The 18,178-nt window shown below is 58.6% G+C and carries 14 protein-coding genes; 10 read left to right on the plus strand and 4 right to left on the minus strand.

Annotated features, from left to right (window positions below):
* Nucleotides 1-5 precede the first annotated feature (5 nt).
* From DU506_RS03855 to DU506_RS03870, 4 genes are all read right to left on the minus strand, one after another.
* A complete protein-coding gene (locus tag DU506_RS03855) occupies nucleotides 6-848 on the minus strand; it encodes a glucose 1-dehydrogenase (RefSeq protein WP_220254286.1) in 843 nt (280 codons plus the stop codon).
* A gap of 133 nt (nucleotides 849-981) precedes the next feature.
* Nucleotides 982-1,635, minus strand: a complete 654-nt coding sequence (msrA, locus tag DU506_RS03860; protein ID WP_114485634.1) for a peptide-methionine (S)-S-oxide reductase MsrA — start codon at nucleotides 1,633-1,635, stop codon at nucleotides 982-984.
* A gap of 60 nt (nucleotides 1,636-1,695) precedes the next feature.
* Nucleotides 1,696-3,513 (minus strand): methyl-accepting chemotaxis protein, encoded by a 1,818-nt coding sequence (locus DU506_RS03865; protein WP_114485635.1) that lies wholly within the window; start codon nucleotides 3,511-3,513, stop codon nucleotides 1,696-1,698.
* Nucleotides 3,514-3,738: 225 nt separating this feature from the next.
* Nucleotides 3,739-4,680, minus strand: coding sequence for a LysR family transcriptional regulator (locus DU506_RS03870; RefSeq protein ID WP_114485636.1), 942 nt, complete (start codon nucleotides 4,678-4,680; stop codon nucleotides 3,739-3,741).
* 167 nt (nucleotides 4,681-4,847) lie between these two features.
* Here DU506_RS03870 and DU506_RS03875 point away from each other — a divergent pair, with 167 nt between their 5' ends.
* From DU506_RS03875 to DU506_RS03920, 10 genes are all read left to right on the plus strand, one after another.
* A complete protein-coding gene (locus tag DU506_RS03875; RefSeq protein WP_114485637.1) occupies nucleotides 4,848-6,359 on the plus strand; it encodes a CoA-acylating methylmalonate-semialdehyde dehydrogenase in 1,512 nt (503 codons plus the stop codon).
* Between the two features lie 21 nt (nucleotides 6,360-6,380).
* Nucleotides 6,381-8,060, plus strand: coding sequence for a GMC family oxidoreductase (locus tag DU506_RS03880; protein WP_114485638.1), 1,680 nt, complete (start codon nucleotides 6,381-6,383; stop codon nucleotides 8,058-8,060).
* Between the two features lie 289 nt (nucleotides 8,061-8,349).
* Nucleotides 8,350-8,556, plus strand: a complete 207-nt coding sequence (locus DU506_RS03885) for a cold-shock protein (RefSeq protein ID WP_114485639.1) — start codon at nucleotides 8,350-8,352, stop codon at nucleotides 8,554-8,556.
* Between the two features lie 298 nt (nucleotides 8,557-8,854).
* A complete protein-coding gene (locus DU506_RS03890; protein ID WP_114485640.1) occupies nucleotides 8,855-10,624 on the plus strand; it encodes an SLC13 family permease in 1,770 nt (589 codons plus the stop codon).
* A 68-nt stretch (nucleotides 10,625-10,692) separates the two neighbouring features.
* Complete coding sequence (locus DU506_RS03895; RefSeq protein ID WP_114485641.1) at nucleotides 10,693-11,358, plus strand: alpha/beta hydrolase; 666 nt, start codon at nucleotides 10,693-10,695, stop codon at nucleotides 11,356-11,358.
* Nucleotides 11,359-11,364: 6 nt separating this feature from the next.
* Entirely contained in the window at nucleotides 11,365-12,054 is a 690-nt protein-coding gene (locus tag DU506_RS03900) for a DUF4040 domain-containing protein (protein ID WP_114485642.1), read from the plus strand.
* Nucleotides 12,054-13,547 (plus strand): complex I subunit 5 family protein, encoded by a 1,494-nt coding sequence (locus DU506_RS03905; RefSeq protein WP_114485643.1) that lies wholly within the window; start codon nucleotides 12,054-12,056, stop codon nucleotides 13,545-13,547. Before DU506_RS03900 ends, DU506_RS03905 begins: the two co-directional genes overlap by 1 nt.
* On the plus strand, nucleotides 13,547-15,052 hold the full coding sequence (locus DU506_RS03910; RefSeq protein WP_114485644.1) for a complex I subunit 5 family protein: 1,506 nt from the start codon (nucleotides 13,547-13,549) through the stop codon (nucleotides 15,050-15,052). The genes DU506_RS03905 and DU506_RS03910 overlap by 1 nt, the downstream gene beginning before the upstream one ends.
* Entirely contained in the window at nucleotides 15,049-16,860 is a 1,812-nt protein-coding gene (locus DU506_RS03915) for a proton-conducting transporter transmembrane domain-containing protein (RefSeq protein ID WP_235825428.1), read from the plus strand. Before DU506_RS03910 ends, DU506_RS03915 begins: the two co-directional genes overlap by 4 nt.
* Before the next feature lie 58 nt (nucleotides 16,861-16,918).
* A complete protein-coding gene (locus DU506_RS03920; RefSeq protein WP_114485645.1) occupies nucleotides 16,919-17,914 on the plus strand; it encodes a YihY/virulence factor BrkB family protein in 996 nt (331 codons plus the stop codon).
* Nucleotides 17,915-18,178 lie beyond the last annotated feature (264 nt).

The raw sequence follows: 18,178 nt of genomic DNA on the forward strand, positions 1-18,178 counted from the left end.
AAATCTTAACCGCCGACGAGATCCCCGCCGTTGGGATGCAACGTCTGGCCGGTCATGTAGGAGCCATCCTCGCAGGCCAGAAATAGTATGCACGAGGCGACTTCATTGGGTTGGCCGGCCCTGCCTAGCGGTGAACCCTTGCCGAATGTGGTTAGTTTTTCCTTGGGGAAGGAGGCGGGAATCAACGGTGTCCAGATGGGGCCGGGGGCCACTGCATTGACCCGGATGCCGTCTTCCGCCAGCTTGCTGGACAGGGCGCGCGTCAACGATAGAATGGCGCCCTTGGTGGCGGAATAATCCACCAGCAGATCTTGGCCGCGAAAGGCGGTGACCGAGGTGACGTTGATAATCGAAGCCCCAGCTTTCAAATGCGGTAAGGCGGATTGCACCACAAAAAACGGGCCGAACAGGTTGGTATCGAAAGTGCGCCGAATCTGCTCTTCGGGAATGTCGGTGACGTTGGATTGGGCGTGCTGTTCACCGGCGTTGTTGACCACGATATCCAGACCGCCGAACCGTTTGACGGTTTCCTCCACGGCCCGCTTTGCTTCCTGCTTGGAGCCGATATCGCCGTTCAGTGCGAGTCCTTCGCAGCCTTCGTCGCGCATGAGGGCCAGGGTGGCCTTGGCATCCTCGTGCTCATCCTTGTAATGAATGGCGACATTGGCGCCTTCGCGGGCGAACAGCACGGCGGTGGCACGCCCAATCCCGCTATCGCCCCCGGTAATCAGCGCCGTCTTGCCCTTGAGCCGATCAGAACCGGGATAACGCGGTTGGTAGTCGGGCTCCGGTGACATGAGATGTTCCATGCCGGGTTGGCGGGGTTGAGTCTGTCCTGACGTATCCATCGTCCGCTTCTCCTTTTCTACACACTGATGTTTAGCCTTTTCACTTGAGCTATCGCTAACCTGAGAATTGGCTTGTCGGCAGTATAGAAAAGAAGAAGCGATTATTCCCGACTATCCAGCGAGGACGGTATGTTCAATCGGCGCCGGTAAATGTCGGCCCGCCGGCTTCTTCACCCCAGACTTCCTCCAGGCGTTCGTCACGCCCACAGCTGTAGCGGTAAAACTTGTAGCGCAGCGGATTGCGTTCCGCGTAGTCCTGATGATATTTTTCGGCTTCCCAGAACGTATCGGCGGGCACGATCTGCGTGGCGATTTCGCGGCCGAGGTGCGCTTCCAGCTCGTTTTTCGAGGCTTCCGCCAAGCGTTTTTGCTCTTCATCGTGATAGAAGATTGCCGAGCGGTATTGAGAGCCGACGTCACAGAACTGGCGATCCTCGGCAAAGGGGTCGATGTTGCGCCAGAACACGTCCAGAAGCTGCGAGTAGCTTATCTGCTGCGGGTCATAGTGAAACTGAATTGCTTCAGCATGGCCGGTATCGCCCTGAGTAACGGCTTCATAACTAGGATTTTCCACGCTACCCCCGATATAGCCGGAGACGGCATCGTCAATGCCCGGCTGGCGTTCAAAGGGAGATTCCATGCACCAGAAACAGCCCCCGGCGAAGGTGGCAAGGTGGCTGTCGCCGGTCTCGGCAAGAACGCTGGGGGAGGTGATCAGCCCTAGCGCAAGGGCCAGCGTGCTGAGCGGGAAAACTGTTGCCAGATCAGGGTGCTTCGAGTAGCTCATAGGGAGGCCATCCAATGTGGGTGTGCCTCCCATTGAGTGTCGGTTGCGGCAAGGGTTCCGTTAAAAGGTCTCCCAGGTATCCTCCGTTGCGTTGGAGGACATGGTGAATTGTTCCTTGCGTGAAGAACGTGATTCAAGCTGCGGTGCCGCCTGGGAAGGACGGGATGCATGATTGGGAACCGCCAAGGCTTCCCAGTTCTGGCACGGTGAATCATCGAGTACGAAGCTACCGATCAGCTGACTCAATGACTGTGCCTGATGGCGCATGTCGGCGGCAGTGCCCGTCGACTGGGCCACCATGGAGGCATTTTGCTGGGTCATGGTGTCCATTTCGCTTACGGCAGTGTTGACCTCGTGAATGCCGGCACTCTGTTCTTGCGCTCCGGCGGTGATTTCGGCGATCACATCGGCCACCTTGGTGACGCTCGAAACGATTTCCTGCATGGTGTCGCCGGCCTGCTTGACGAGCAGCTTGCCGTTTTGGGAATGGCCCACGGAAGTGTCGATCAAGCCGCGGATTTCCTTCGCCGCATCACTGGAACGGCTGGCTAGCAAGCGTACTTCCTGGGCGACCACGGCAAACCCACGGCCATGCTCTCCGGCCCGGGCGGCTTCCACGGAGGCGTTCAGCGCCAGGATGTTGGTTTGAAAGGCAATCGAATCGATCATGGAAATGATATCGCCGATGCGCATGGAGGAAGCGTCGATATCATTCATCGTCTGGGCGACGTCCTGCATGGCTTTATCGCCGCGATGCGCCACCGTTGCGGTGGAGGTTGCCAGATTGTTGGCCTGCTGCGCATGTTCGGCACTCTGATTCACCGCCGCGGTGATCTGTTCCATGGCGGAGGAGGTTTGCTGAAGATTGGCGGCGGCCTGGTCGGTGCGCGAGGCGAGCTCTTCACTGCTCTGGGCGAATTCATTGGAGGCGTGATAGACATTTTGCGCGCCGTTGCGAACTTCCAGCAGAGTCTCCTGGATACGGCTCATGAAGGCATTGAACTGCCGCGCCAGATTGCCGATTTCATCGCCGCTGGTAACCGCGATCTGTTGGGTGAGGTCCCCTTTACCACTGGCGACTTCCTGGGCGATCGCTTCCATGGCCTGGGCGGTATTGCGAATGTTGCCGACCATGCGCCGTGTGATCCAGACCGTGATAGTGGCAATGGCCAGGAACAGCAGGAAGGAGGCGCCGATGATCTTGGTCAGGGTCTGGCGAAGATCGCGCGCGGCGGCGGCTTCTATCGCCGCCATAGCCGTATCGATTTCGGTGACATAGACCCCGGCACCGATGACCCAATTCCATTCAGGCACCAGAGAAACGTAGGAATACTTGGTTTCGGTTTCGCCGGTGGCGGGGTTGGGCCAGTGGTATTGATAAATTCCGCCGCCATCCTGAGCCAGCTCGATCATGCCGCGTATGAAAGGGCGACCTTCGGCATCCTGGGCATTCAGCATCGGTTGACCTTCTTGTTCGGGAACCGCGGATTGCACCAGCATGGTGCCCTCGGTATCGAACATGAAGATGTAGTTGTCGCCTTCGAAGCGCAGTTCTCTCAGGCGTTGGCGCGCCTCTGAACGCAGGTGATCTTCGGTACGTTGCTGGTAGTCGTTGGCCGTGCTTTCCTCGACCAGCGGCGTAATCGTCGATGTGGCCAGTTCGACCACGTTCTGCACACCCTGCTCACGTGACTCGAGCAGCATCTGGCGCTGCTGTTGCAACTGGGTGCGGTTGTCCTGGGTGCGCTCGAAGGTTTCGGCGCCGACCAGCCCGATCGTGGTGATCAGCAAGGGGGTCAGCACCAGCAGCAAGATCTTGCTTTGCAGGCTCAGGGATTTTCTGGGCTCATCAGTTGGGGTAGTGGATTGACGCCGCATGGGTTAACTCTCAATAGTTTATTTTTAGTGGGTTTTTTAGGGGTGTGGCTATTCGGGAGTCGAAAGAAAGTTGAAGTTATTTAGAGTTTTTAGGACGTCTATCTAATACTTGAAGGCAGTTTTTTGTCTTGACGCAAGTCATCTAAGGATAATATTGGTTTGGTTCTTTTGTATTAGTTAGTTTCTTGAGTGTTGGTTTGGTTGAGTGTTTTAATTAACTGATAGTTAAATGTTTTTACTTCCGGGGCCGGTTGTTGCAAGTGCTGCTTCCGGCCGGTTTTTCCATACCTCCGCCAATATCTCCAGGGTGGCACGAAGGGCGGATTCCTCCTGACGGTCACGGCGCCAGATAACGCTGAGGGCGCAGGCCAAGCGTATGTTGTCGACCACAAGCAAGCCGTGTTCCTGACGTTCGCTCATCGCCAAGGCATCCCGCGCCAGGCTGAGGCCGACCCCGGCGCGTACCAGGTCCAGCATGCAGACTTCCTGATCGACCTGGGCCACTTGATTGGGAACGACGCCAAGGGGTGTGAGCACTTGGTCGAGCAGGCGGTGATGCACGGAATCACTAGGAGTAACGATCCACGGCAGCGCGGCAAGGTTTTTCCAGTCGCTCTTCGTCAGGCGCGTTTCCCAGCCGGCGGGGGCGATCACATGATAATGAAAGTGGGTCAGCTCCTGATGAGCCAGCACGGCGTCATCGGGGCCTTCACCCGGGGGGGCGAGGTAAAACCCCACATCGAGTTCGCCACTATGCACCCGCGATAGAACACTGCCGCTCATGCCGTGATGAAGCTCGGTTTCCAGCTGTGGCGCACGTTCGACCAGGCGGCGCAAGAAAGCGCCCAGCCGAATGAACTCGGGGTCGATAATGGTGCCGATCTTGAGGCGTCCCCGCAGGGTGCTGTGCAAGGCGGCAGCAGCCTGTTCGAAGGTCTGGGCAGCCGCCAGAGCATTTTCGGCGGCGGGTAGCAGCGCATGGCCGTCCGCGGTCAATGCCAGCCCTTGCGGGCGGCGGATGAAGAGGGACAGTCCCAGGGTTTCTTGAAAGTGTTTCAGCTTGAGGCTGATGGCCGGTTGGGTCAGATGAAGGCGTTCGGCCGCGCGCGAGACGCTGCCTTCCCGAGCGACGGTGACGAAGGCTCTCAATGCATGGAAGTCTTGCATGGGTTATCCGCCTGAAGTGATATGAGTGCCTGGAGTGATATGAGTAAATCTTATATCCAGATTTTGAATTTCTCAATTGATCCCTAGGCTGAAGGCGATAAGCTGAGGTCAACTGCAAGAATTCTTCTAGACCATTCTTCTAGACCAAGCTGACAGGACTTTCTAATATGTCTGACACAATAATTAATCATTATATCAACGGCCAAGTAGTAGAGACTGAACCCGCACAGCGCCAGGATGTTTTCAATCCCGCCAGTGGCAAGGTATCCGGGCAAGTCGCCTTGGCTTCGCCGGCGGATGTCGAAAGCGCCGTGGCAGCCGCTCAAGCCGCTTTTCCGGCCTGGGCGGATACACCGCCACTGCGCCGGGCAAGGGTCATGTTCCGTTTTCTGGAACTTCTCAATGCCCATAAGGACGACCTGGCCCGGGCGATCACCCTTGAACACGGCAAGGTGTTCACCGATGCCCAGGGTGAAGTCGCTCGGGGGATCGATATCGTCGAATTTGCCTGCGGCATTCCGCAATTGCTCAAGGGCGATTATACCGAGCAGGTCAGCACCGGCATCGACAACTGGACCATGCGCCAGCCGTTGGGCGTGGTGGCGGGTGTCACCCCGTTCAACTTCCCGGTCATGGTGCCGATGTGGATGTTCCCCGTGGCGATCGCCGCTGGTAATACGTTCATTCTCAAACCCAGCCCGCTCGACCCCAGCGCCTCCTTGTTGATGGCCGATTTGCTCAAGCAGGCCGGCTTGCCGGACGGCGTATTCAACGTGGTACAGGGGGACAAGGATTCCGTTGAAGCGTTGCTCGACCACCCGGACGTGAAAGCCTTGAGCTTTGTTGGCTCCACACCGATCGCCAACTTGATTTACGAGCGCGGTGCCAGAAACGGCAAGCGCGTTCAAGCCTTGGGCGGGGCCAAGAACCATATGGTGGTGATGCCCGATGCCAACCTGGACAAGGCCGTGGATGCGCTTATCGGCGCGGCTTACGGCAGTGCCGGCGAGCGTTGCATGGCGATCAGCGTGGCGGTGCTGGTGGGTGATGTCGCCGACAAGATCATGCCGCATCTGGCGGAACGCACCCAAGCCTTGAAAGTGAAGAACGGCTTGGAGCTGGACGCCGAGATGGGCCCCATCGTCACCGCTCAGGCGCACCAGCGCATCACCGGTTATATCGAAAAAGGCATTCAAGAAGGCGCCGAATTGCTGGTGGACGGGCGCAATTTCGATTCCTCCGTAACCGGTGACGGCAATGCCGAAGGCTTCTGGATGGGCGGCACGCTGTTCGACAACGTGACCCCGGAGATGACCATCTACCGTGAAGAGATCTTCGGCCCGGTATTGGTCTGCGTGCGGGTGCCGGACGTGGCGACAGCGATACAGCTGATCAACGACCATGAGTTCGGCAACGGGGTGAGCTGCTTCACCGAAAGCGGCAGCGTGGCGCGTGAATTCGGCCGCCGCATCCAGGTGGGCATGGTGGGCATCAATGTACCGATTCCGGTGCCTATGGCATGGCATGGCTTCGGTGGCTGGAAGCGTTCGCTGTTCGGTGATACCCATGCCTATGGTGAAGAGGGCGTGCGTTTCTACACCAAGCAGAAGTCGATCATGCAGCGTTGGTCGGATTCCATCGATGCCGGCGCCGAGTTCGTGATGCCGACCGCAAAATAACCAAGCGCGGAGATAGTGGCCATGGCTGACACCCAACAACAATCACATGACTACGATTATATCATCGTGGGCGCCGGTACCGCCGGCTGCCTGCTGGCCAATCGCCTGAGCGCCGACCCGAAAAACAAGGTGCTGCTGGTCGAGGCGGGCGGGCGCGACAACTACCACTGGATTCATATTCCGGTGGGTTATCTGTATTGCATCGATAACCCGCGCACCGACTGGTGTTTTCGTACCGAACCCGACAAAGGCCTGAACGGTCGCTCGCTGATCTACCCCCGAGGCAAGACATTGGGCGGCTGCTCCAGCATCAACGGCATGCTCTACATCCGCGGCCAGGCTCGCGACTACGACAGCTGGGCCGAGCTCACCGGCGATGACGCCTGGCGCTGGGATAACTGCTTGCCCGACTTCGTGAAGCACGAGGACCATCATCGCCTGGATTCGGGCGGCGATGCCGACGCTGCTCACCGCGACCACCACGGTCACGGCGGTGAATGGCGCGTGGAGAAGCAGCGCCTCAGTTGGGAGGTGCTTGACGACTTCGCCACCGCGGCCGTGGAGGCCGGCATCCCGCGCACCCGGGACTTCAATCGTGGCGATAACGAAGGGGTCGACTACTTCGAGGTCAACCAGCGGTCGGGCTGGCGCTGGAATACCGCCAAGGCCTTTCTACGTCCTGCCTGCTCCAAGCGCGCTAACTTCACCTTGTGGCATTCCTCGCAAGTGCTCAAGCTGGAATGTCAGCCTGATGAGAACGCTACTCCGCGCTGTACCGGCGTGCGTCTCGAGCGGCAGGGCGAGGAGGTCGTCGCGCATGCCCGGCGTGAGGTGATTGTGTGTGCCGGGGCTATCGGCTCGCCCCAGTTGCTGCAGCTTTCCGGCATCGGCCCGGTGGACCTGCTTGCTGAACATGCGATTCCTCTGGTGAAAAATCTGCCGGGAGTGGGAGAAAACCTCCAGGACCATTTGCAGATTCGCTCGGTATATAAGGTGAAGACCGGTTCCAAGACGCTCAACACCATGGCCAGCACCTGGTGGGGCAAGACGGGCATCGGCCTGGAATACATCTTGAAACGTTCCGGCCCCATGAGCATGGCCCCCTCACAGCTTTGCGCCTTTACCCGCAGCAGCGACGAGTACCGGCATCCCAACATCGAGTATCACGTCCAGCCGCTGAGCCTGGAGGCTTTCGGCCAGCCGCTGCATACCTATCCGGCGATCACCGCCAGCGTGTGCAATCTCAACCCCACCAGCCGCGGCACGGTGCGCATCAAGAGCCGCGATCCGCGCCAGGCGCCTGCTATTGCCCCCAATTACCTGAGCACGGAGGAAGACCGGCGCGTGGCGGCGGATTCCCTGCGGGTTACCCGGCGTATCGCTGAGCAACCCGCCTTCGCCAAGTATGAGCCGGAAGAAGTCAAACCCGGGGTGGAGTACCAGAGCGATGATGACCTGGCCCGGCTCGCCGGGGATATCGGGACCACCATCTTCCATCCGGTGGGCACCACCCGGATGGGCCGGGAGAATGACCCCATGGCGGTGGTGGACTCGCGCTTGCGTGTACGTGGTGTGAAGGCGCTACGCGTGGTGGATGCCGGCGTGATGCCTACCATCACCAGCGGCAACACCAATTCACCGACCCTGATGATTGCCGAAAAAGCCGCAGGATGGATTTTGGAAGAGGGTAAGGGACAGTAAATAATCAGCGGACAGGAATGAGTCAATAGGCAGGAATGAGTAAACAGAAAGAGCCCCTGGGTTTCGGTGAACGTTTCGTTGAACAGTAAGCCCTTGGTGAACAAATGCAAATAAGGTTTGACGGGAGCCGAAGAAAGGGGCAGAATGCACGCAGTTGGTTAGCAAGTCGCACGAAGTCAGCAGTATCGAAACGCTCTATAGCATCGAGTCTGGTGAAGGTTTCTTGTTCTACCCACTGCAATTCGGGTATTTCCCGGCTCTATATTTTAGCTATTTGAGGAATTCGATAATGGCAACTGGCACAGTTAAGTGGTTCAACGATACTAAAGGTTTTGGTTTCATTTCTCCGGACGACAATGGTGACGACCTGTTCGCTCACTTCTCCGAAATTCAAGCCGATGGCTTCAAAACTCTGCAAGACGGCCAGAAGGTTTCCTTCGACGTCACCCAGGGCAAGAAAGGCCTTCAGGCTTCCAACATCAAGGTTGTCGGTTAATTCCCTCAACATGATGTTCGCTAGTCAGGCTTTCTAGCCAGACAAGCAGGAAAGGCCCGCTCCGGCGGGCCTTTTTGCGTGCCTGTGATTTACGTTCTCATGATTTAGCGCTACGGTTCGGTGGAATCAACGCCAGTTCTCCAGGTCTCTTCGTTGTCTCAGCGCTTCCCTATCTCGCTGGCCCTACCACTTTTGTGCTTAGTTATTCTTTTATGGAATTTAAAGATTTCTAAAAATAACTTTTTAGAATATAAGCTGGGCGTCACAATGCAGCATCACGTTATTAATGGATACTGTCATGTCGTTGGATGCCTGGGTTTCGGTAATGGTAGTGCTTACTATCTTTCCCCTGATGGCCTTTACCCGCCTCGGGCCCGATATTATTTTGCTCGGCGCCGTCATTCTGCTGTTGACGCTGGGAGTGATCGACCCCAGCGAAGCGCTGGGTGGTTTCTCCAACAGCGGCTTGTTCACCGTTGCGTTCATGTATGTGCTGGTCGCCGGTATCCGGGAAACGGGCGGCATCGACCTGCTTATCCGCCATGTGCTGAAACGCCCCGATTCGGAACGCACAGCGCTGGGCCGCTTGCTGATTCCCGTCGCGGCCTTGAGCGGCTTTCTCAATAATACCCCGGTGGTGGCGACCTATATTCCTGCCGTGATGAGCTGGAGCCGCCGCCTGGCACTGTCTCCCCAGCGCTTTCTCATGCCATTGAGTTTTGCCTCCATCCTGGGGGGCACCATGACCCTGTTCGGCACCAGTACCAATCTGGTGGTCCATGGGCTGCTGGTTGAACGCGACCCGGCATTGGACATGGGGTTGTTCGACCTGGCCTGGGTGGGAGTGCCGGTGGCGGTCATCGGCTTGATTTATCTGATTGTGCTGGGGCCTCGTTTGCTGCCACGCCGCCACAGTGCTTCCACTGCCTTCGAGAATCCGCGTGAATTCACCATTGAAATGGAAGTGGCGCCTGATGGGCCGCTAGTAGATCGCAGTGTCGAGGAGGCGGGGCTGCGGCATCTGCAAGAGCTGTTTCTGGTGGAAATCGAGCGCGAAGGAAATATTGTCACGGTGGTAGGGCCGGGAGAAAGGCTTAAAGCCAATGACCGGCTAGTATTCGCCGGAACCTCTGATGCCGCGGTGGAATTGCAGCAGATTCGCGGCCTGGTACCCTCACGCCACGGGGATTTCAGTCTGGAAAAAGACTTTAAGGAACGTCGGCTGGTGGAAGCGGTGGTCTCGGATCAGTGTCAGTTCATTGGCAGGCGGATTCGAGACGGGCATTTTCGCACCCTCTATGGCGCCGCTGTATTGGCTATCTGCCGGGGTGGCGAGCGCGTGTCGGGCAACCTGGGCCAGGTGCGGTTGCAGCCTTCCGATGTGTTGCTGCTGGAGGCACGGCCGCCCTTCATCGAACGCCATCGCCAGTCACGGGATTTTCTGTTGATCAGTCAGCTCAACGGCGCGGCCCGGCCGGTGCATGAAAAGGCCGGGCTGGCCTGGGGAATTCTGGGCGGGGTGGTCATGCTCGCGGCTTTCGGGCTGTTGAGCATGCTCAATGCCACCATGCTCGGCGCCGCCGCCGTGCTGTTGACCGGCTGTTGCTCGGTGAGTGCGGCCAAACGTGGCCTGGACACCCAGGTACTGCTGACCATTGCCGCCTCCTTTGGCGTGGGGGCGGCACTGGAAAGCAGTGGGGCCGCCGCCGAGGTGGCGCAATCGGCCCTGGTGTTGGCGGGAGGGAGCCCCTTGCTGCTGCTGATAGGGGTGTATTTTCTGGTGGCGCTGTTGACGGAGCTGGTCACCAATAATGCCGCGGCCGTGATTGTCTTTCCTATCGTCATGGCCAGTGCCGAAAGCCTCGAGGTCAACCCCATGCCCTTTGTGGTCGCGGTGATGTTTGCCGCCTCTGCCAGCTTTTTGACGCCTATCGGTTACCAGACCAACCTGATGGTCTATGGTCCCGGCGGTTATCATTTCGGTGATTTCCTGCGGCTAGGGGGTGGGCTCAACTTGCTGACCGCAGCGGTAGCGCTGGTTTTAATTCCTATCGTATGGCCGTTTTGAGCATGGCGCTCGCCGTGATTGATGCTTTACGCTAGGGTAACGCTTTTGATTGAAGTGGAAGCTACCCCATGAGTAACCCCGGTGAACTGATCCTTGAACCGCGCAACGGCCAGCCCGCCAACGCCTGTGTTTTCATCCTGCACGGCCTGGGTGCGGACGGTAACGATTTCGAACCCCTGGTACCGGCGCTGAAATTGCCGGAAGGGGCGAATGTACGTTTTATCATGCCGCATGCGCCACGCTTGCCGGTCACCATCAACGGCGGAATGGTCATGCCTGCCTGGTACGACCTGCTGTCCATGGACCTGGATCGGCGGGTGGATGAAAAGCAGCTGCAAGCCTCCGCCGAGCGGATCAAGGGTCTGGTGCAAGAGCAGATCGATCAGGGCATCGACAGCCGTCGCATCATCATGGCGGGGTTTTCCCAGGGAGGGGCGGTGGCTTACGAAGTGGCGCTGTCTTTTCCTCAGTCGCTGGGTGGGCTGCTGGCCTTGTCGACGTACTTTGCCACCGCAGACAGCATTCAACTGGCCGATGCCAACCGGCATATCCCCATAGAGATCCATCACGGCAACTTTGATCCGGTGGTGCAGGAAGCCTTGGGACGGGCTGCCTATGAGCGGCTCAAGGCCTGGGATTACACGGTGAACTATCACCGCTACCCCATGGCACATGCCTTGTGCCCGCCACAGGTGCAAGATATCGGCACTTGGCTGAGTGAACGCCTTGCATGAGCCATGATGAGTGCCACTCCGCCTCTTTTTGACCTGCTTTTAGCGCTGGGGCTCGTCGCCCTGGCGTTAGGCTGTCTGTTTGATCGCCACCTGGTGCGTGCTTGCAGTGTGTTTGTCGGCTTTGCGTTGAGCATGGCGCTTGCCTGGTGGCAGCTTGGAGCACCTTGGCTGGCGCTTGCTGAATTTTCGCTGGGCGCTGGGTTGACCGGCTGCAGCCTGTTTTACGCCCTGGGGGTTCTCCCGCCCGGTTCTCCCTTGCCTTCAAGACGCGACTGGTTTCGCGAGCCCTTTCGACAAGCCGCCATTCGCGCGGTACTGGCACTGGCCTGGATGGGCATGATTGGTGCGGCTCTCAGACACAGCGTACCGGTGATGGCTTATTCGCCCATGCAACAACCTTTATTGCTGGCCGGGGTGGCGATGAGCGCTCTCGGGCTTGGAGCGTTCGCCTTGCACCGGCACTTGTTGCGCCGGTTGCTGGCGTTCAACGTGCTGGGTTCCGGGGTGTTCCTGTTGCTGGCCGGGTTGACGGGTACCATGGCTCATGCTCAAGCACTTATCATTACAGGATTGGGGGTGGCCTGGTTAGGTACCTTGCTGGGTGCCATGCTGATACGACGCTTGTATCACTTGCAGGGGGCCAAGGCGCTTATCAGCGATAATGAAAGCATCCGGCAAAAGCGACAGGGGCCATAATGAGCATACGCTTCGGCCTGGTCGAAAGCTCAGTGGCGGTATTGCCTTTTACCCAACCGGCGCTTTGGGTGGCGCTAGGCCTGCCTTGTCTCTTGGGGGTTCTGGGCGCCTGGCTGCGCCCTCAACGTACCTGGCCTATCTTGCTGGCTGGGCTGCCCCTGGCGGCCAGTGGCATCGTGCTGTTGATGATAGTAGAGCAGCACGGCTTGCAGCGTTGGCAACTGGAATGGGGCAAGCTGACCGTGCAGCTGCGCCTTAATGGCCTGAGTGTCTTGCTGTTGTTGCTCACTCAAGGGTTGGGACTGGTAGCGGCACTCTACACCCCGGGTGAATTGCGCCACGCCGACCCCGCGCAACGCCGCTTGGAGCGCTGGCTGTGGCCGCTGCTGGGGATACTGGTCGGTTCGCTTTCGTTGATCTGGGTGGCAGCGGATCTGCTCACCCTGTATGTCGCCCTGGAACTGATGGGATTGAGTGCCGTCGGCATGTTGCTGCTGCCGGGCAAAGTCGAGTCGCTGGTGGCCGGCATACGTTATCTGCTGTTGGCGTTGGTCGGCTCGCTGTCGTATTTGTTAGGAGTGGCGTTGATCCTGGGCCACTGGGGCAGGCTGGACCTGGCCGGTCTGGTGCAAGTGGTGGAAGCGGGTCCTGTGGCCTGGACGGCTGCGGCGTTGCTGGGGGCGGGGCTGGCCCTCAAGGCGGCCTTGTTTCCGTTGCATGCCTGGCTGGCCCCGGTACATGGCAATGCCTGGGTGCCGGTAAGCGCTTTGCACGCCGCCCTGGTGATCAAGGCGTCACTGTTCATCTTGTTGCAGTTATGGAGCGTATTGATTCCGGACAGCCTGTTTGCCGCTCAGCTGGTCGCCTGGCTTGGGGTGATAGCCATTTTCTGGGGAGGGGGGCTGGCCTGGCGTGCGGTGGAATTGAAATCCTTGGTGGCGTATTCCACGGTCGCTCAGATGGGGTACTTGATGGTGGTGTTTCCCCTGTTGCTGGGTCCCGGCATCCCGGCATCGGTTCAAGGGCTTGCCTGGCAAGGGTTCTGGCTGTATCTGGTAGGCCATGCCCTGGCCAAGGCGGCGATGTTCCTGGCCGCTGGAAACCTGATACTCGCCACAGGCAATACCACGCTTCAAGGCTTGACAGGCGCCAGTCGCCAGTTGCCCTTGTCATTGCTGGCTTTCGGCGTTGCCTCGGTCAGTTTGATCGGATTGCCTCCGAGTGCTGGCTTCACCGCCAAGTGGTTATTGTTGCGCGCCATGGTGATACAAGCCCAGTGGGCCTGGGTGGCAGCGCTACTCTTGGGAACGTTGCTTTCCGCCGCTTATGTGTTTCGCGTGTTTCGTTACTCCTTTGTCGAAACCGCCCCTCATTACGCGTTTCGTGCCTTGCCCCCTTGGCTGGACGGCCTGGCGCTAGGCCTGGCGCTGGCTTCTTTGCTGCTGGGGCTATTTGCCTATGGGCCCTTGACCCTGCTGCAAGGGAGTCGTTGATGAACGCGGCCTGGTTGCCGCCCCTGGCGTTGTCGACTTCTCTTGTGGCAGCGGTGGTGATCTTTGCGCTGCCCGAAAGTGCTTGGCGTTGGCGTACCGGCGTTAACCTGGGGGCGGCGCTGGTCAAGCTGACGCTGGTGGTGCTGTTGGGGTACCGCGTGGTGGAAGGGCATTACGATACGTTGCGTTTCCCGGTAGTGGAAGGCATCGACTTCGTGTTGCGCGCCGATGCCTTGGGCATGATGTTTGCCGGGCTTTCGTCATTGCTGTGGTTGTGTACCACCCTTTACGCCATCGGCTATCTGGAAAACTCACCCAACCGTAAGCGTTTTTTTGGTTTTTTCAGCCTGTGCGTGGGCAGTACCTTAGGCATTGCGATGGCGGGCAATCTTTTCACTTTTCTGATTTTCTTCGAAATGCTGACGTTATCCACCTATCCCCTGGTGGTGCATCGCGGTACGCCGAAGGCACTGGATGCCGGGCGTGTTTACCTGCGTTATACCTTGTCTGGAGGTACGGTATTGCTGCTTGGCGTGGTGCTGTTGTATAGCCTGACCAGTGAGCATTCTTTCGCTTCGGAAGGGGGGCTGGAAACCTTTCTGCCTGACCACCGCGGTTTGTTGCTGCTGATTTTTGCGCTGCTGGTCGGGGGGTTGGCGGTCAAGGCGGCCATGGTGCCGCTGCATGGTTGGTTGCCTCGGGCCATGGTCGCCCCAGCGCCGGTCAGTGCGCTGTTGCATGCGGTGGCGGTGGTCAAGGCCGGCGCTTTCGGGATATTGCGTGTCGTCTATGATGTTTTTGGCATCGAGCTCAGTGTGGAGCTGGGTGTGACCACGGTACTGGCCGTGGCGGCCACGGTCACCATACTCTACGGATCGCTACGGGCGCTGGCGCAGGAGGAACTCAAGCCACGTCTGGCATTCTCCACCATCAGCCAAGTCTCGTACATTGTGCTGGGGGTCAGTTTATTTGGCCCCTTTGGCACCATTGCGGCACTGACTCATCTGCTTCACCAGGGCCTGATGAAAGTCACCTTGTTCTTCTGTGCCGGCAACTACGCCGAAGAGCTGGGAATTCATCGCATTGATGAACTTGACGGCGCCGGGCGGCGCATGCCATTGACCAGCCTGGCTTTTACCGTGGGAGCCTTGGGGATGATCGGCTTGCCTCCGGTGGCCGGGTTTATCACTAAATGGTATCTGGGCATGGGGGCCATTCAGGCGGGTATGCCTTGGGTAATCGCGGTGCTGGTAGCGGTTAGTATGCTCAATGCGCTGTATTTTCTGCCTATCCTGTATCGTTTGTGGTTTCGCCTGGGCCCTGCTCATGGCCACGGAGCCTGGCCGGAAGAACGACGCCTGGGACGCCTGGAAACCAGTGCCTGGCTGTTATGGCCGATGGTTGCTACCGCCTTGCTCAGCCTGGGTGCCGGGCTATTTGCCGCCATGCCGTTCAGCCCCTTGGGCTGGGCCACCGCAGTCGCATTGGGAGAGTACCTGCCATGATGCTGCCCGATACGCTTTTTGCCAATGCGCTCTGGTTCAACAGTCTGCTGAGCCTGGCTTTGCTCTGGCCGTTATTGCTGGCCGTCAACGTGACGTGGCGCCATGTTACTGCAGGCGATCAGGGCGTTCCGCAGTACCTGGACGGTTGGTGGCTGAGTGCTCCCTGGCCGGCGTTGGGGTTGGTGCTGCTGGGTAACGGCCAATGGATACTGGATGGCTGGATACTCGGTGGGCAATGGGAACTCACCGCCCTGAGCCGGGCGTGGTTGATGTTCACCGCCTTGCTCTGGGCCTTGGCGGCCTTGCACGCCCGAGGCTATTTTGCCCATGAACAGGCCAAGGCAACGGCGGGAGATGCCGCCGCCAGACGGCGCCTGCTGCGCCTTGCCGTGTTATGGCCATTGACGCTGGCGGGTAATATTCTTTTGATCGTCGCTCAGGATATCGCCAGCTTCTATCTTGGCTTTTCGCTGATGACCTTTGCCGCCTACGCCCTGGTGATACATGACGAGTCAGAGCGCGCGGTAATGGGTGCCCATGTTTATCTGATTATGGCGGTGCTCGGTGAAGGCATGATACTCGGCGGTTTTCTGTGGGTGGCGGGGGAGGCACAGGTACTCACCCTGGACGGGCTGCGCGAAGGCATTGCCCAGGCCCCGCATGGGGTGGCCATGGCGGCGCTTTTATGGGGTGGCTTTGGCATCAAGGCCGGGGTGATCGGCCTGCATGTATGGTTGCCTCTGGCGCACCCGGCGGCACCGGCGCCGGCCAGTGCCGTCTTGAGCGGGGCCATGATCAAGGCCGGTTTGCTGGGCTGGCTCAACGTCTTGCCGTTAGGTAATCCCTTGCTCAGCGAGGGCTTCTTGCATCTTGGCCAGCTGATCATGGTCGCCGGGCTGCTGGCAGCTTTCGGGGCGGCGATATACGGGGTGATGCAGCGTCATCCCAAGGCCGTGCTGGCCTATTCGAGCATTAGTCAAATGGGAATGATGACGGCTCTGGTGGCCACTGGCCTGACAGCGCCCGACAACTGGCATCTGGTCTGGCCGGCGCTGGTACTGTTCGTCGCTCATCACGCCCTGGCCAAGGGGGCGCTGTTCATGGGCACCAGCATCAGTGAGCATCTACCGGCTTGGCCATTGATGCTGATGTGGGCGTTGCTGGCGCTTCCCGGGCTTTCGCTGGTGGGCACGCTGGGAGCGGGGATGGCGTCCAAATGGGGGTTCAAGTCGGCCTTGTACGACAATGAACAGACCACCTTGATATGGCTCTTGTCGCTGGCAGCGATAGGCACCGCCGCGCTGGTGAGCGTGGCGCTGTGGCGCCAATGGCAGCAGCGACAGGTCGGCAAGGGAAATGGCTGGCAGCTTTATGCCTGGCTGGCAACGCTGGGGCTGGCGCTGATGACGCCTGTCTGGTTACCGCTGCCGTCGGAGTCCATGCCGTTTCCTCCCTTCGCTGAATGGCCGGGACTGGTCTGGCCGCTCCCCTTGGGCGTGGTCGCCGCCGGGCTGATGTTGACGTTATGGAGGCCAAAACCTTGTGTCGTGCCGGCAGGTGACCTCTGGTGGCTGTACGCCGCCCTCGGGCGCGCCGGTGCCAACGTCTATGGCGCCATGGCGCAGCGTTTGTACATCACCAAGGCCGCCATAGTGAAGAGAGCATTGGCGATGGAAACCCTGCTTATGCAACGCCTGGAACAGCTTCTCGCCACCGACGCCTGGATGCGACACCATGCCAGTGGCTTGATGATGGCGCTCGCGGTGGGCTTGGTGGCACTGCTAGCATGGGAGAGCATTCTGTCGTGAAAGTTGCTGCATCAGCCAGGCAGCCTCACGGCACCTTTTCTTCGATAAGGGAACTTTCATGAGCGAGCGGTTACGTGGCCGTGAGGCCGAAGTGCCCTGTGATATTCCGGTCAGAGGCTGGCTGGATATCGCATGGCGGGTCAAACAGCAGATGGAAGCTCATCGCATCACCATGCTGACGGCCGGCGTGGCATTTTACGCCTTGCTGGCGTTATTTCCCGCCATTGCCGCAATGATCTCCCTGTGGGGATTATTGTTCGATCCCTACGACATTATTCGTCAACTCAATGAGCTAAGCCGTCTGATGCCGCCGAATGCGGCCACCTTGATCGATGAACAAGCGCAGCAACTTATCGAGGAGATCGAAATTGGGTCGGGTATCACTGCGGTCCTGGGTACATTCTTGGCCATTTTCGTGGCTTCCAAAGGCGTTGCCGGGCTTGTCGTGGGGCTTAACGTTGTTTACGGGCAAGTCGAACGACGCAGTTTGACCAAGCGTATTCTAGTGGTGGCCGCCCTGACATTCGGTTTGCTCGGCATTACCTTGCTCACCTTGGGGTTTATCGCTCTGTTCCCGTTGGCGGTCAATATGCTGGGAATACACAGCCCCTACGATCGAATCGTCGGTTGGTTGCGCTGGCCGCCGCTGCTGGTACTGATGAGCGTGATGATTGCGTTGCTGTATCGCTTTGCCCCTTACCGGCGCGCACCCCGTTGGCAATGGCTGAGCGTTGGAACCTTGGTTGCCACGGGTTTATGGCTGCTTAGCTCAGGTGGGCTCTCCCTGTATGTGCGCTATTTTGCCAATTTCAGCGAACTCTACGGCTCGCTGGGGGCGGTCGTGGTATTAATGCTGTGGTTCTGGCTTTCGGCCTTCGTCATATTGCTGGGTGCGGAAATCAATTGCCAGATGGAGCGCCAGACCCGGGTGGATACCACGGTCGGCGAGCCGCGTCCGATGGGGGAAAGAAAAGCCCATGCAGCGGATACGCTGGGACCCATGCATCCTTGGCAAAAGCCGACCCACCATTTACCCAGCGATGACGATGGTTAATTTTACTTTATTGCATCAGGGAGAAGGCGGCGTTAGTCTGAGGCAAATCTAATTAAAAAAAGTTAATTAAGGAAGCCTAAAAAATTAATTTTATTTGTCCTAGCAGCTAAAAAGTACCAGTAAAGCAACCACCAGAAAAAAAAGTACTAGGGTCTGTTGATGTTTGGTGGCAGGAAGATTTGGCAGGATAGGGGCAAGCTCACAGAATAGAGGTTCCGACACCAACAAACGGCGAGCCTGCCATGCCCCGACAAATGCTCACGG

This window comes from Vreelandella rituensis (assembly GCF_003336665.1).
Taxonomy (GTDB): Bacteria; Pseudomonadota; Gammaproteobacteria; order Pseudomonadales; family Halomonadaceae; genus Vreelandella; species Vreelandella rituensis.